The organism is Frondihabitans sp. PhB188 (assembly GCF_003752365.1).
In the GTDB taxonomy this organism is placed as follows: Bacteria; Actinomycetota; Actinomycetes; order Actinomycetales; family Microbacteriaceae; genus Frondihabitans.
Window position 1 is genome coordinate 318,803 of the sequence record NZ_RJUO01000004.1, and the last position, 15,005, is coordinate 333,807.

13 protein-coding genes are annotated in these 15,005 nt (G+C 70.7%); 7 read left to right on the forward strand and 6 right to left on the reverse strand.

Going from position 1 to position 15,005, the window contains the following annotated elements; genetic code table 11:
- Positions 1 to 107: 107 nt before the first annotated feature.
- From EDF46_RS13620 to EDF46_RS13640, 5 genes are all read right to left on the reverse strand, one after another.
- Positions 108 to 1,118 (reverse strand): adenosine deaminase, encoded by a 1,011-nt coding sequence (locus tag EDF46_RS13620; RefSeq protein WP_123506844.1) that lies wholly within the window; start codon positions 1,116 to 1,118, stop codon positions 108 to 110.
- Positions 1,119 to 1,127: 9 nt separating this feature from the next.
- Positions 1,128 to 2,396, reverse strand: coding sequence for a Fic family protein (locus EDF46_RS13625; protein ID WP_123506845.1), 1,269 nt, complete (start codon positions 2,394 to 2,396; stop codon positions 1,128 to 1,130).
- A gap of 91 nt (positions 2,397 to 2,487) precedes the next feature.
- Positions 2,488 to 3,213, reverse strand: a complete 726-nt coding sequence (locus tag EDF46_RS13630) for an amino acid ABC transporter ATP-binding protein (RefSeq protein WP_233580058.1) — start codon at positions 3,211 to 3,213, stop codon at positions 2,488 to 2,490.
- Positions 3,214 to 3,272: 59 nt separating this feature from the next.
- Positions 3,273 to 4,127: an amino acid ABC transporter permease gene (locus tag EDF46_RS13635; protein WP_123506847.1), complete on the reverse strand. Its 855-nt coding sequence runs from the start codon at positions 4,125 to 4,127 to the stop codon at positions 3,273 to 3,275.
- A complete protein-coding gene (locus EDF46_RS13640) occupies positions 4,124 to 4,945 on the reverse strand; it encodes an ABC transporter substrate-binding protein (RefSeq protein ID WP_123506848.1) in 822 nt (273 codons plus the stop codon). The genes EDF46_RS13635 and EDF46_RS13640 overlap by 4 nt, the downstream gene beginning before the upstream one ends.
- Positions 4,946 to 5,063: 118 nt before the next feature.
- Between EDF46_RS13640 and EDF46_RS13645 the strand changes: the two genes are divergently transcribed.
- The 6 genes from EDF46_RS13645 to EDF46_RS13670 all read left to right on the forward strand — a co-directional run bounded on the left by EDF46_RS13645 (position 5,064) and on the right by EDF46_RS13670 (position 12,273).
- Positions 5,064 to 6,650, forward strand: a complete 1,587-nt coding sequence (locus EDF46_RS13645; protein ID WP_123506849.1) for an adenosylhomocysteinase — start codon at positions 5,064 to 5,066, stop codon at positions 6,648 to 6,650.
- The gene (locus EDF46_RS13650; RefSeq protein WP_123506850.1) at positions 6,647 to 7,996 is read left to right on the forward strand and encodes an amidohydrolase family protein; all 1,350 of its coding nucleotides are present in this window, start codon (positions 6,647 to 6,649) and stop codon (positions 7,994 to 7,996) included. Before EDF46_RS13645 ends, EDF46_RS13650 begins: the two co-directional genes overlap by 4 nt.
- On the forward strand, positions 7,989 to 8,465 hold the full coding sequence (locus EDF46_RS13655; RefSeq protein ID WP_123506851.1) for a cupin domain-containing protein: 477 nt from the start codon (positions 7,989 to 7,991) through the stop codon (positions 8,463 to 8,465). The genes EDF46_RS13650 and EDF46_RS13655 overlap by 8 nt, the downstream gene beginning before the upstream one ends.
- A gap of 26 nt (positions 8,466 to 8,491) precedes the next feature.
- The gene (locus tag EDF46_RS13660; RefSeq protein ID WP_123506852.1) at positions 8,492 to 9,937 is read left to right on the forward strand and encodes an MFS transporter; all 1,446 of its coding nucleotides are present in this window, start codon (positions 8,492 to 8,494) and stop codon (positions 9,935 to 9,937) included.
- 52 nt (positions 9,938 to 9,989) lie between these two features.
- Positions 9,990 to 11,450 carry an ATP-binding protein gene (locus EDF46_RS13665; protein WP_123506853.1) on the forward strand — a complete coding sequence of 487 codons (1,461 nt, stop codon included), beginning with the start codon at positions 9,990 to 9,992 and terminating at the stop codon, positions 11,448 to 11,450.
- 163 nt (positions 11,451 to 11,613) lie between these two features.
- Entirely contained in the window at positions 11,614 to 12,273 is a 660-nt protein-coding gene (locus tag EDF46_RS13670; protein WP_123506854.1) for a TetR/AcrR family transcriptional regulator, read from the forward strand.
- Positions 12,274 to 12,367: 94 nt separating this feature from the next.
- On the opposite strand, the gene EDF46_RS13675 is transcribed toward EDF46_RS13670, so the two are convergent.
- On the reverse strand, positions 12,368 to 12,853 hold the full coding sequence (locus EDF46_RS13675; protein ID WP_123506855.1) for a glutathione peroxidase: 486 nt from the start codon (positions 12,851 to 12,853) through the stop codon (positions 12,368 to 12,370).
- Between the two features lie 197 nt (positions 12,854 to 13,050).
- Between EDF46_RS13675 and EDF46_RS13680 the strand changes: the two genes are divergently transcribed.
- Positions 13,051 to 14,703, forward strand: a complete 1,653-nt coding sequence (locus tag EDF46_RS13680; RefSeq protein WP_123506856.1) for a hypothetical protein — start codon at positions 13,051 to 13,053, stop codon at positions 14,701 to 14,703.
- The last annotated feature ends 302 nt before the right edge of the window (positions 14,704 to 15,005 follow it).

Below are 15,005 nucleotides of genomic sequence, written 5' to 3' on the forward strand. Positions count from 1 at the left end.
CTGCCTACGAAGTGGCCCTCGCCGTCGGCCCCGAGGCGGGGGCCCGACGGGCGGGGCCATTTCGCGAGTGGGGGCGCCGCCCGGCGTGCCGGGCACGGGCTCCGCGACTACTGCGGCGCGTCGAGCCAGGCGTCGACCCCGGCGAGCAGCTCGGCCTTGCGGTCGGCGGACGCGAACGCTCCCGTGATCGAGTTGCGCGCCAGCGACGCGAGCGCGGCATCGTCGAGCCCCAGGCTGGTGCGGACCGCGCGGAAGTTGTCGTCGATGTAGCCCCCGAAGTACGCCGGGTCGTCGGAGTTCACGGTGGCGAGGACGCCGAGCTCGAGCATCCGCGGCAGGGGGTGGTCGGCGAGGTCGGGTGTCACGGCGAGCCGCACGTTCGAGAGCGGGCAGACGGTCAGCGTGATGCCGTCGGCGACGAGGCGCTCGACGAGGGCCGGGTCTTCGAGGCTGCGGATGCCGTGGTCGACGCGCTGCACCCGGAGGTCGTCGAGGGCGGACCAGACGTACGAGGGGTCGCCCTCCTCGCCGGCGTGTGCGACGGCGTGGAGGCCGAGTTCCTGCGCCCGCGCATAGACGGCGCCGAAGGGGGCGGCGGGGAAGCCGACCTCGGACGAGTCCATGCCGATCGCCAGCAGGTCGCCGGCGCGGTGGGCCACCGACTCGAGGGTGGCCATCGCGTCGTCGGCGGGGAGGTGGCGCATGACGCAGAGGATCAGGCCGCCGGTGATCCCGTGGTCGGCCTCGGCCTGGCGGAACGCGTCGAGCAGGCCGTCGAGGACGTCGTCGATCGCGACGCCGCGGGCCGTGTGGGCCTGGGGGTCGAAGAACAGCTCGACGTGGCGGACTCCGTCGTGCGCGGCGCGCTCCAGGTAGGCGGCGGCCAGGTCGCGGAAGTCGTCGCGGGTCACGAGCACGGCAGTGCACGCGTAGTAGAGGTCGAGGAACTCCTGCAGGTTCGAGAAGCTGTAGCGCGAGCGCAGGTCGTCGATGTCGGCGTAGGGGAGCGCGACGCCGTTCTTCGCGGCGAGGGCGAAGACCATCTCGGGCTCGAGGGTTCCCTCGGCGTGGACGTGCAGCTCGGCTTTGGGGAGGGTGCGGGTGTCGCGCTTGGTCATCGCGCCAGGCTAGTGCTGAGGGCGAGCCGGCACCGGCCGATTCGGCTGGACGGAGGCTGTGTCGAGCACGGGCGACGCGAGCCGTCGTTCGAACAAGGCCATCGCCGTGATGATCGATTGCACTTCGAACACTCGATTGCGTGTGCCGACGCTGCGTTGAACGATGATGCCCTTGGCTTCGAGCGCGGCCAGCCCGTCGTTAATGGTCGTGAAGCTGCGGTTCGTGGCGCTCTGGACCGATCGTGCCGTGAGCACGGGCATTCCGGGGAAGAGGTCAAGGAGTTCCCAGACCGCCGAGTCAGAGCGGACTCCGACGAGGGCGGACCTCCAGGTCGCCTGCAATCCGCGTATCTCGGACTCGAAGCGCTCCATCTGGTCCACCACTTCGGACACTGCTGTGCTGAAGAACCGCACGAAGTGTGCTGCGCGCGATGCGGCCAGGGGCGAGGACCCGTCGCCCTGGTAGCGGAAGAGCGTCAATGCCTCGACATAGTCGCGCGAATGCGTGGCGAAGCTGAGCGAGATCGGCGGAGCGGCCGCGCTCGTTGCGCCGCGGGATCGAAGGACCATGTGGATCAGAGCTCGGCCTGTCCGGCCGTTGCCGTCGGCGAAGGGATGGATGGTCTCGAACTGCGCGTGGGCGATCGCAGCGATAGCGATGGATGGCAGGTTGCTCCTGTCGACGAACTCGAGCAGATCGAGGAGAAGTCCCTCGACAGCATCGGGGTGCGGAGGCACGAATTCGGCAAGCGCGGGTGTGGCGCCGCCGATCCAGTTCTGCCCCTGCCGCAGCCGCCCTCCGATCTCGGGCGTAGCGGATTTCCGCATGAGCTCGCGATGGGTGGAGAGAATGTCGTCGAGAACGATCTCGTGGCCCGACTGGATTCGCTCGATCACGAGGCGCATGGCATCGATGTTGCCGATCACTTCGCCCGCGGTCGTGTGTCGATGTCCGGCCTCGGTTCGGGCGAGGTGCTCCTCTTCGAGGAGGCGCCGTGGCGACACCTCGAGCCCCTCGATCCGAGACGACGCCACGGCCTCAGCCCGAAGCAGTATTCGCCCGAGAGCCTCTGTTCCGCCGAGGTGGAAGAGTCGGGACTCGGACTCAGCGAGGGCGGCGCCTGCCTCCGCCACCGATCGCCAGGTGTCGGAGTCGAGTTCGAGGAGCCGGTCGCGGAGCGGGTCAGGTTCGTAGCGCAGATAGGAGTAGCCGGTTCGCTCGCTTCGCGTGGCCGCGCCTGGATCTCCGCGATGCCGTACGTGCGTGAAGCGAGCCATGTGTCGATTCTTTCATATTGCGGGTTAATGAGTTAGGCCGCAATAAGGACATCTTTGCTCGTCTTTCGGTCTTCGCGTCGGAGCGTCGAGGCTAGTGGGCCGCGCGCGAGAGGAACTCGATAAGCGCCGGGTGCTGCGGCGCGTCGAGCACCTCGGCCGGCGCGCCCTGCTCGACGACCTCGCCCTTGTGCAGGAAGACGATGCGGTCGGCCACGTTCCGCGCGAAGTGCATCTCGTGCGTCGTCATGAGGATCGTCGAGCCGCCCTCCTTGAGCTCGGTCACGAGGTCGAGCACCTCGCCGACGAGCTGCGGGTCGAGCGCGCTCGTCACCTCGTCGAGCAGCAGCAGTTCGGGGTCGGACGCGATCGCTCGAGCGATGGCGACGCGCTGCTGCTGCCCGCCCGAGAGCCGGTCGGGGTAGGCGCCAGCGAACGTGCCCAGCCCGATGCGGTCGAGCAGGGTCTGCGCTGTCGCCTCGGCCGCGGCGCGGTCGATGCCGTGCACCCGGCGCGACGCGAGGGTCACGTTGTTCAGCACGGTCATGTGCGGGAAGAGGTTGAACTGCTGGAAGACGACGCCGATGCGCGCGCGGGTGGCGTCGACGTCGACCCGCGGATCGGAGATGTCGCTGCCGCGCAGCAGGATCTGGCCGTCGTCGATCCCCTCGAGCAGGTTGACCGTCTTGAGCAGCGTCGACTTGCCTGATCCGGAGGCGCCGATCACGGCGATGACCTCGTGCGTGTGCACGGTCAGGTCGATGCCCCGCAGCACCTCCTGATCGCCGAAGGACTTGCGGAGGCCGCGCAGCTCAAGCACTGCATCGGGGGTCGGCGCGGATTCGGACGTGGGCTGGTCGTCGCGGAAAGCCGGGGCGCTCACACCGCACCCCCGATCTGCTCGCGCCGCTGCTGGCGTCGGGCGATGGCGTCGGTCACACGGATGAGCGGCAGGCTGATGACCACGAACAGCAGGCCGGCGACGACGTACGGCGTGAAGTTGTAGGTCTCCTGCGACGCGATCTGAGCGCTGCGCACGGCATCGATCGCGCCGAGGATCGAGACGAGCCCGACGTCCTTCTGCATGGAGACGAAGTCGTTCATGAGCGCCGGGGTGACCTTGCGGAGCGCCTGCGGCAGCACGACGAGGCGGAGAGTCTTGGCGTGCGTCAGGCCGAGCGACCGCGCGGCGAGGCGCTGCGACGGGTGCACGGCCTCCATGCCGGCGCGGAGCACCTCGGCGATGTACGACGAGTAGGTGAGGATGATCGCGACCGTGCCGAGCACGGCGTAGGGCAGCCGCGGGAAGACGCCGAGCCCGGGGATCCCGAACCCGACGAGGTACAGCACGATGATGAGCGGCAGGCCGCGGAACAGGTCGGTGTAACCGGTCGCGAGCATTCGCAGCGGGAAGAACACCGGGTTCTGCAGCCCGCGGACCACCGCGAGCAGCGTGCCGAATACGGCCACGCCGATGGCCGCGAAGAACAGGATCCGCACGTTCAGCCACAGGCCGAGCAGGATCGACGGGAACGAGTCGGCCGCCGTCTTCGGGTCGAAGAACGACTGCTGGACGGAGGCCCAGCCGGGGGTGTTGACGACGCCGAAGTAGACGATGGCGACGACCACGACGGTCGACGCGATGCTCGCGATCAGCGAGCGGCGGCCGCGCTGGCGGCGGTAGAGGCGCCGCTCGACCTCCAGCTCGGACGGCGCGCCGACGGCGGCGGTCACTTGAGGATGGGGGCGTCGACCTTGTCGGACAGCCAGGTCTTCGTCAGCTCGGCCAGGGTGCCGTCTTTCTCGAGAGCGGCCAGGGCGGTGTCGACCTTCGAGGTGACCTTCGAGCCCTTCGGGAGCACGAAGGCGAACTGGTCGCCGTCTCCCGTCGACGGGAACTGGCCGATGACCTTGCCGTCGTCGAGCTCGGCCGAGGCGATGTAGAACGCCGTGGGGAGGTCGGTGACGACCGCATCGATCTGGCCCGATTTGAGGGCCAGGATCGCGTCGTCGTTCGAGTTGAACACCTGCGGCGTGACTCCGACGTCTTTCTGGACGGTCGCGAGGCTGGTCGTGCCGGTCGCGACGCCGATGCTGTCGCCCTTGAGATCGGCGACGCTGGTGGCGTCCGCGGCCTTCGACTTGCTCGTCGTGACGACGGCCTGGGTGGTCGTGTAGTACGGCGTCGAGAAGTCGACGGCCTTCTTGCGGGCGGTGGTGACGCTGAACTGCTGGATGTTGAGGTCCCAGTCTTTCGCGCCGGGCGCGATGGCGCTGTCGAAGGTGGATCTCGTCCAGACGACGTCGGACTTCGAGTAGCCCATCTCCTTGGCGACGGCGTAGGCCACGGCCGACTCGAAGCCCTCGCCCGACTGCGGCTTGTTGTCCTCGACCCACGGCGAGTAGGCGGGCTGCCCGGTCGCGATGGTGAGCTTGCCGTCGGTCACGGTGCCGGAGGCGCTGCTCGACGAGCCGGCGGAGCAGCCGGCGAGAGCGAGCGTCGCGGCGAGGACGGTGGCGGCGACGACAGCAGTGCGGGAGCGGAGACGCATCTCAGGGAGCCTTCGTTCGAGGAGTGGGGAAGTACTGGATATTACAGCGCAACCACCGACACTCGCGCGGTCGGCGTCACGCAACGACTCGCAGGGCGGGCCTTGCCATACTGAGGGCATGCACGAGCAAGCGTGGGCGTCGGCCGCGGTCCGCCGTTTCGCGCGTGAGACGAACCTCCTGATCGCCGGGCGACGGTTCCGTATCGAGGGCGGGGGAGCCCGTGCCGATGCGCTCCGGAGCTTGCTCCAGGCCCTCGGCGGGCGAGACCTGCCGGCCGGCCCCGTCGATCACCTGTGGCTGGTCGACACGGCGGATCGCGGGCCCGACGAGGGCGCCCTCGTCATCGACACGAGCGACGACGCGGCCCCGCTCCGCCAGGACGACGCCGACAGCCGCATCGAGTGGGCGGCGCAGCGCATGCCGATCTCGACCGAGACCGTCAGGGGCCTCGACCTGGCGGGCCTGCGGGTCGGCGTGAGCATGGTGCTAGAGCCGAAGACGGCCGTGCTGTCGCTGCTGCTGCGTGACGCCGGCGCGGAGGTGGCCGTGTACGCCCACGCCGACGAGACCGACGACGCCGTGGCCGACGCGCTCCGCACGCGCGGGTTCAGCGTCTACGCCGACAGCGCCGCGACGCTCCGGGAGCAGCGGGGGCTGGCGCTCGAGTTCCTGCGCACGCGACCCGACATCCTGCTCGACGACGGATCGCACCTGATCAGGCTGGCCCACGAAGAGACGCTGCCTCAGGAGGAGACGCTGGCCCACGAAGAGACGCCGCCTCAGGAAGAGACGCCGGCCCGCGAAGAGACGACGCCCCGCGACGCCGCCCCCGAGCTCCTCGACGGCATGATCGGAGCCGCCGAGGAGACCACGTCGGGGCTGCGGCCGCTCCGCGTGATGGCCGAGCGCGGCGACCTCCGCGTGCCCGTCATCGCCGTGAACGACGCCCGCACCAAGACCTGGTTCGACAACCGCTACGGCACCGGCCAGTCGTGCGTCTTCGCGATCGTCGACGCGCTCGACGGCGTCGAGGGGCACCGGGTCGCGCCCGGCGGCAGAGCGGTCGTCGCCGGCTTCGGCCCCGTGGGCGAGGGCTGCGCGCAGATGCTGACGGCGCTGGGGCTGAGTGTCACGGTGGCCGAGATCGACCCTGTGCGCGCGCTCCAGGCGGCGTACGCCGGGTACGCGGTGGCGCCGCTCGAGACCGCCGTGGCCACCGCCGACCTCGTCGTCTCGGCGACGGGGGTGCGCGACACCGTGACGTTCGCCGCCCTGAGTTCCTGCGCGCCCGGGTGCGTCATCGCCGTCGCCGGCGGAGTCGACAACGAGGTGGCGCTCGCCGAAGCTCAGGGCGCAGGAACCTCCCGCCTCACCCTGACAGAGCACGTCGAGTCGCTGACGCTGCCGGGCGGCGGCGGCGTGCTTCTGCTGGCGGGAGGCTCCTGCGTCAACATCGCGGCCGGCGAGGGCAACCCGATCGAGATCATGGACCTCTCGTTCGCGGTGCAGCTCGAGGCGGTGCGCACGCTGCTCGCCGGTCGCGGCTCGCTGGCGCCGGGCCTGCACCCGGTCGACCCGGGCGCCGATCACCGCATCGCGACGCTGGCGCTCCGGCGGCTCGGTGTGACGACGCCGCCGTTCGCCGCGAGCCCGGGCGACGCTCCTTTCGACGTCGCCACCACGCGCTTCGGGCCGCGCGCATGACCGGAGCCGAAGCCGGCGGCCCCGGTGGCCCCGGCCGCCCCGTCTCGGTCCACTCGGCCCGCATCGTCGTGCCGATGACCGCCCCGCCCATCCTCGACGGCGCCGTCGCGGTGCAGGACGGCCGCATCCTGCACGTCGGCGAGCACGCCTGGGTCGTCGACCAGCTCGCCGCCCGCGGCCTGGCGTTCACCGAGCACCACTGGCGCGGCGCCCTGCTGCCGGGCCTCGTCAACGCGCACTCGCACCTGCAGTACACCGGCATGGCAGCCGTCGGTCAGGGGCAGTACGACGGATTCGACGACTGGGCGAAGGCGTTCGACGTCGAGTACGAGAAGCCGCACGACTGGAGGGCCGAGGCGGCAGCCGGGGCCGCGGCGTCGATCGTCGCCGGGGTGACCAGCATCGCCGACATCGTCACCGACATGGAGGCGGCATCGGTGCTCGGCGACGCCGGGCTCGGCGGCGTCGCGTTCTGGGAGGTCATGAACTGGGAGAACGCGGCCTGGGAGGCGCGCGGCCGCGACCAGGTCGTGGCCGAGCTGGAGCGCATCCCGGCCGTCCCCGGGGTCGGCCTGTCTCCGCACGCGCCCTACTCGCTCGACGTCTCGCCGCTGCTCGAGCTGCCCGACATCGTCCGCCAGCGCGGCCTCCGCCTGCACCTTCACCTCGGGGAGTCGGCGTTCGAGGGCGAGCGCATCCCGACCGACCACGGCGAGCGGCACGAGGACTGGCACTTCGCCGGCGTCCCCTCCTTTCGCGCGCTGCGCGAGCTGGGCTTCGGCGCCAGCGCCACCAGCTTCGTCGACCGCCTCGGGGTGCTCGGCCCCGACTGCCACATCGCGCACGGCGTCTACATGACCGCCGCCGACCGCGCCCTGCTGCGGGCCCGCGGCACGGCCGTCGCGCTCTGCCCGCGCTCGAACGCCGTGATCGGCCTCGACCCGCCGCCGGTCGCCGACTACCTCCGCGAGGGCAGCCCGATCGCGATCGGCACGGACTCGCTGTCGTCGTCGCCCTCGCTCGACCTGATGGCCGACGTCACGGCCCTGCACCGCATCGCCCGTGCCCAGGGCTACGGCGCCCTCGACCTGCACGAGCGGCTGCTCGCCGCGGTCACTCTCGGCGGCGCGAATGCCATCGGCCTGGCCACCGGACCCGACCGCATCGGCCACCTCGCCGTCGGAGCCCGCGCTGACCTCATCGTGTTCGACGTCGACGCCCGCACCGTCCCCGACGCCTTCGCCGCCCTCGTCGAGGACGGCGCCGGGCGCGCCAGCGCCACCGTCATCCGCGGCGAGATCCGCGCCCAGGATGGCGCCCTCCTCACGAAAGAAGCCCATGACTGACCAGGTAGCCCGCCGAACCGTCGACGGCGATGTCATCGAGTGGCTCGACGTGCCCGCGCGCGCCGCGGCCCTCGACCTCGAGCCGCACCCCGAGGGCGGCTGGTACCGCCGCACCTGGACGTCGCCGGCCCTGAACGCCACCGGCGACCGGCCCGCGGCGACGCTGATCCACTTCCTGCTCCCGCCCGGCGAGGCGTCGGCGTGGCACAAGGTCGAGTCCGACGAGATCTGGCTCTGGCACGGCCCCGACGAGGTCGTGCTCGAGCTCGGAGGAACGAGTGCAACGCCGGTCGCCGCCGAGCGCCACGTCCTGGGCCCGGGCGCAGGAACGGCCGGCTCCGAGTCCGTCGCCCAAGAGCTCGTGCCCGCAGGCACCTGGCAGCGCACCCTCCCCTCGGCCGGCGAGGCACTCGTCTCGTGCCTGGTCTCGCCCGGGTTCACCTTCGACGACTGGTCGCTCGCCGACTAGCGCGCGAACGGCCTAGCGTGGGGCCAATGACCACCACGTCCGCCGGCGTCGGCTTCCGCTCCGACCGCGGCCCGATCCTCATCGCCCTGATGCTGTCGACGGGCCTCGTCGCCATCGACTCGACAATCGTCGCCACCGCCGTCCCCTCGATCGTCCACGACATCGGCGGCTTCTCGTCGTTCCCGTGGGTGTTCTCGATCTACCTCCTGGCCCAGGCCGTCTCCGTGCCGATCTACGCGAAGCTGTCCGACATGGTCGGCCGCAAGCCGCTCATGCTGTTCGGCATCGGGCTCTTCCTGGTCGGCAGCATCCTCTGCGGGTTCGCGTGGAGCATGCCGGCGCTGATCCTGTTCCGCGTCGTCCAGGGCCTCGGCGCCGGTGCCGTGCAGCCCATGGCGATCACCATCGCAGGCGACATCTACACCGTCAAGGAGCGCGCCAAGGCGCAGGGCTATCTGGCGAGCGTCTGGGCGATCGCCTCGGTCGTCGGGCCCACCCTCGGCGGCGTGTTCTCGGAGCTCGGCATCTGGCGGGGCATCTTCTTCGTCAACGTGCCGCTGTGCCTCCTGGCAGCCTGGATGATCCTGCGCGCCTTCCACGAGAAGATCGAGCGCACGCGCCACAGCGTCGACTACCTCGGTGCGGCGCTCCTGACGGCGTCGCTCAGCCTCCTGATCCTGGCGCTGCTCGAGGGCGGGCAGGCGTGGGCGTGGAACTCCCCGCAGAGCATCGGCGCGTTCGCGGTCGGGGGGATCCTGCTCGCGATCTTCATCGTGGTCGAGCGCCGCGCGGCCGAGCCGGTGCTGCCGCCGTGGGTGTTCACGCGCCGCCTGCTCCTGACGACGTCGCTCATCTCGTTCGGCGTCGGCGCCATCGTGCTCGGCCTCACGTCGTACGTGCCGACCTACCTCGAGGGGTCGATCCACGTGTCGCCGATTCTCGCCGGCCTGGCGCTCGCGGCACTGACGCTCGGCTGGCCGGTCAGCGCCTCGCAGGCCGGCAAGGTCTACCTGCGGATCGGCTTCCGCGGCACGGTCTTCATCGGCATCGGAGTCGCCCTTCTCGGCGCAGGGGTTCTCGCCGCGACGGCGCACCACCCGAACCTCGTCGTCGTGGCGGCGGCGTGCTTCGTGGTCGGCCTCGGCATGGGATTCGTCGCCACGCCCAGCCTGATCTCGGCGCAGTCGAGCGTCGAGTGGAACGAGCGCGGCGTCGTCACCGGCACCAACCTGTTCGCCCGGTCGATCGGAAGCGCCATCGGCGTCGCGATCTTCGGCGCCGTCGCCAACGCGATCTACGCCCGGACGCCCGACGGCGACACCGTGCCGAGCGCCGTCGTCGACGCGTCGAGCGCGGTGTTCGTCGCGGTGGTCGTGGTCGTGCTCCTGGCCGTCGCGGCCGCGGTGGCCATGCCGCGCGTGCGGGCGCCGCACACGGCGACGGCGCCGGTGCCGGTCGTGCAGCCCGACTAGGCATCGGAACGCGCGCTAGCGTGGGGGCAGGCTACGAGGCGGGGGGACCAGGATGGCGAACGAGCGCGACGACGACGAGGCGAAGTTCCTGCGAACCTTCGCGACCTTCATCGAGCGGGTGGTGCGCGAGCACGAGCAGAACGCCGACACCGGGGAGCCGAGCGTCCAGGACCACCTGACGGCGTATTTCGGTGCCGATGTGACCCGGCTCTCGGTCGTCACGGAGGCCATCGCGCCCCACCGGCTGGCCGACGCCGACATCGCTCTGGCGGAGCTCGCCGGCGGAGTCGGACCCGACTCGGTGATCGGCGTGGGCGGCGGTCAGCAGAGGCACCACTCCGATCTCCAGGAGATCCTCTCGAACGCGTACGGCCGTTTCACCGTGGGGCCGGTCGACTTCGCCGAACGAGCCACCGGGCCCGCGTCGACGCGGCAGGTCGTCGCGTTCGGCATCTGGAAGCTGCGTGTCGACGGCAAGCCCGTCGCCGTGCTGCAGCGCGACGCCGCTCCGCAGTTCGGCAGGTCGACGGTGTCGCTCGAGCTGATCGCTCTCGACGCCGAGACATCGAAGAGGGCGCTGGAACTCCTCCGGGGCCTGATGATCGAGCGGAGCGTCCTCCGCGGCCAGGTCCTCTCGTTCGAGTCGACGGAGTACGGCATGGAGGCCGGTGCGACGTTCGTCGCGCGCCCCGTCGTCCAGGCCGACGAGATCGTTCTCGCGCCCGGTGTGATCGACCAGGTGCGGCAGCACGTCATCGGCATCGGCCGGCACCGCGACGCGCTTCTCGCCGCGGGGCAGCACCTCAAGCGGGGCGTGCTGCTCTACGGACCCCCCGGCACCGGCAAGACGATGACGGTCCGGCACCTGATCAGCGCGACCGAGGGCACCACCGCGATCCTTCTGACCGGCTCGAGCATCGGCTACATCACGATGGCCGCCGAGGTCGCCCGTACCTTCCAGCCGGCCATCGTCGTCCTGGAGGACATCGACCTCGTGGCCAGCGACCGCGACTTCAGCGCCGGCCCTCAGCCGCTCCTCTTCCAGGTGCTCGACGCACTCGACGGCCTCGCCGGCGACGCCGACGTGACCTTCCTGATGACGACGAACCGCGTCGAGATGCTGGAGAGCGCCCTCTCGGAGCGGCCCGGCCGCGTCGACCTCGCCGTCGAGATCCCGTTGCCCGATCTGGCGGCGCGAACGCAGCTGTTCCGTCGATACGCCGGGGCGCTCCCGTTCAGCGACGAGGCGATCGCCTCCGCGGCCAAGCGCGCCGACGGGACGACCGGATCGTTCGCCAAGGAGCTCATGCGGCGGGCGGTGCTCTCCGCCGCGGTCGCGGGCGAGCCCGTGGCAGACACGCACCTCATGGCCGCCGTCGACGCTCTCCTCTCCGACCGCGAGGCGCTCACGAGGTCTCTGCTCGGCGGCGGCGGGTCGGACGACGACGCCGACGCCGAGGGCGGCTTCGACGTCGTCATGACGAAGTCGCAGTTCGAGGGCTTCGCGCACTGAGTCGTTCGACAGCCCTGAGCTGTTCGACAGCCCTAAGTAGTTCGACAGCACTGAGTCGTTCGACAGCACTGAGCCGTACGACCACTGCACGACCGGGCGACGCCTGTCAGTGCCCAGAACGGGTGGTCGCGAGGGGCATGCAGTTCCTGCCACTGTTGCTGGTGTGACCGACCTGGCAGCAAACCCCTCCTCCCCTGAATTCGCGACGACCGACTCGTTCTCGGCCGACGCTGAGATTCGCAAGGCCATCGTCGACGGCGCGATCGCGATGTTCAGCAAGCACCCGTTCCACGAGGTGACCTTCGCGCACGTGGCTAAGGAGGCCGGAGTCTCGACCGAGATGATCACGCGCCAGTTCGGAACGTTCGACGGTCTCGTGCTCGCCACCGTCGACCGCTGGAACGCCAAGCGGATGAAGCCGCTCCGGCCGATCGCGGAGCGCTACGGCACGGTCGTCTTCCTGCGCGGCATCGTCGAAGCGAACCTCGCCGACCCGGCCCTCATGCGCCTCATCATGGCGCTCCTCAACGTCGCCGCGCTGCCCGATCACCCGATGGGCCAGATGCTGCGCGACGACTGGAAGCAGTTCCACCAGCTCGTGCAGCACCACCTCGCCCGCGACGTGGAGCTCGGCCGCGAGCCCGCCACGATGGATCCGGCGCGCGGCGCCGAGCAGCTCGTCGCCCTCTACGAGGGGCTCACGATCCAGTGGATGGTGCGCCCGCGCATGGACCTCCTCGACTCGTACGACCGGGCCGTCACGCGCCTGCGGACCGGCTGGTCGCGCGCCTACACCGCGCCGGTGTGGGACATCGCCGTCTGACCCGCCCTCAGGCGCCGACAGTGAGATCGTTGTCGCCCGGCAGGCCGAGATCGACGAAGATCGTCCTCTCGGCGAACGGGCCCGGCAGGCCGAGCTAGGCCGCGACGAGCGCCTTCTCGATCGCCGACACGATCTCGGGAGCATCGGGCTCGGTCTTGGGCCGGAACCGCAGCACCTCGCCGCCCGGCAGCACCAGGAACTTCTCGAAGTTCCACGTGACGCGCCCGGCCTTGCCCGACGCGTCGGGCGTCTTCGTGAGCTCGGAGTAGAGCGGGTGGGCCGACCGGCCGTTGACCTTGACCTTCTCCATCATCGGGAACGTCACACCCCAGGTGGCCGAGCAGTACTCCTCGATCTTGTCGGAGGTGCCGAGCTCCTGCAGAAACTGGTTGCTCGGGAAGCCGAGCACCGTGAAGCCGCGCTCGCCGTACTGCTTCTGCAGCGCTTCGAGCTTCTCGTACTGGGGAGCGAGGCCGCAGCGCGATGCGACGTTGACGACGAGCACGACCTTGTCGGAGTACGCGCCGAACGTGGTGGCCTGCCCGCGGAGGGTCGTCAGGCCGATGTCATCGAGAGTCATGGCCTGAATCTATGCCCGCGAGCGTGCGAATTGACTGGGCCGGGGCACTTCGATCCCCACCCGTTCTGGGTGGGGGGAGGGGGCGCAGGAACTGCTACCGTCGTCGCACCACCCGTGATCGCCGGGTGCGAACCGCGGCCACGGGGGTGGGCAGGGCTGCGGGTGCACCCTGTGCCCACGCCGAAAGCGCGTCTCACGTGAACAAGATCGTCCCGATGACCGTGGCTGCCATAGCAGCCCTCGCGCTCGGCCTGCTCGGATCGCTGCCCGCGGTGGCCGCGTCGAGCACGTCCGCGACCGACCCGACGCCGCCGGTGTCGTCGACCCGGATGTCGACGCTCGTCGGCCACGACCCGTCGACGGCCGATGCCGCGGCTCTGTCGCTCGTCCGGAAGGCCGGGTCGGGCACCGCCCCCGCGACTCGCTCGCGGGTCGCCGCGCCGTCGTCCCAGTCGACGGCCGACGTCGCTCCGGGCGTGAAGGCTCCGACCGGCCCGACGAGGGGCATCGTCATCACCACCCCGGCTGATCCCGACACCGTCTACTTCGTGCACGGCGACTGGGACGTCACCATCGCGGGCCGCGCACCCGCAGGAGCTGCGATCACGGTGACGAACGACCACGGCGACGTCAGCGAGTCGACGGTGGCCGACTCGGCGGGCGCGTGGTCGGTCGACCTCTCGTTCTCGCACGACGGCAGCTGGGACCAGATCATCCTCATCGACGGGACAGCGGACGGCCGCGCGCTCGCGGAGCAGCTGGTGGAGGTGCAGTTCGACGCACCGGCGACCCAGGTCCCGGTCATCACCTCCCCTCTTCCGGGCGACGAGGTGCCCGGCACGTCCCTCCCGTTCGGGAGCGGGCGCTTCTCCGTTCCAGTCAGCGGCACGGCGAAGCCCGGCGACCACATCTTCGTGCTCGCCCAGCCGGTCGACCCGGCCGACGGCTCCTGGGACGGCGACTTCGCCGACGCCGACTCGACAGGCCACTTCACGGTCGACGTTCCCGTCGGCCTCGGCGACTACTCCTTCACTCCCGTCGCTCAGACGATCGACGACGAGCTCGGACCTCTGAGCGGCTACACCGACGGCGATCGAGTCGGGCCGGCTACCGTCGTGCTTCCGGCCGACTACATCCTGCCGGCCGACGTCGATCCCGACATCGCAGTCGCCGTCGACGACGGAACCGGTGCCGAGCCGACGTTCACCGTCGCGTCGGCCGGCGGAACCGGCGCCGCGGACGACCCGGGGCAGGTCGGCAGCCAGCCGGTCGGTCCGGCGGCCGTCGAGCCGACGGACGACCCCACCGGCGGTACGGGAGGCGGCGCCGTCGGCGACGAGCGATACCTCGCCACAGTCACCGGCACGGGCACCGCCGGCGACGGGGTGCAGCTGTTCGCCGCCGATCTCTCGTCGTACGACCACTTCGTCTCCGGCCTCTACCCGGGATGGTTCGACGAGTCGACGGCGGCGCCGTCCGAGGCGGTCCCCGCGTACGACGGCAGGATCGTCGTCGGCGCCGACGGCCATTGGTCGGCCACGGTCTCCGTGCCCGCGGGCTCCTTCGCCGTCGGCGCGTTCGCCTACGACCTCAGCGACCCCGCCGCGCCCCGGGCGACGGTCGTCGGCGCCGACCAGATCTTCGATGCGGGTGACGGCGGCGACGGCGGGACTGCGGTGTCGGGCGGCGGCGTCGTGGGCGCGGGGTCGGACCCGGCGGTGGGGACGGCCGAGCTGGCCTTCACCGGTTCGAACGCCGCGGCCAAGTTCCTGCTGTCGCTCGGGTTCGTAGGTGTCGGTGCCGGACTCGTGGTGGTCGCGCGTCGGCGCAAGCGCTCCCGTCAGGCCTAGGTCGGGCCCCGGGAGTCACGAGACTCCAGCGTCGGCCCCGCAACGGCGCTAGACGCGGTCGGATTTGAGGATGCGTCTTGCCTGCCGTATTCGAGCGGCCGTCAATCCACACAGGGCTGCCGCCACGAGGAGTACGGCGATCATTGCGAGTTGCGGAGGAGTCGAGCTGCCCGCCGGGAAACAGATCAGGCTCACGAGCCCCAGCGTCAGCGCGGCGCTGCTGCTTGCCCCGCACAGGATGTAAGTGATTGCCGACCCTCTGGGTGTCGAGTACATTCGCATTCCTTCCGTGATCTCGGCGG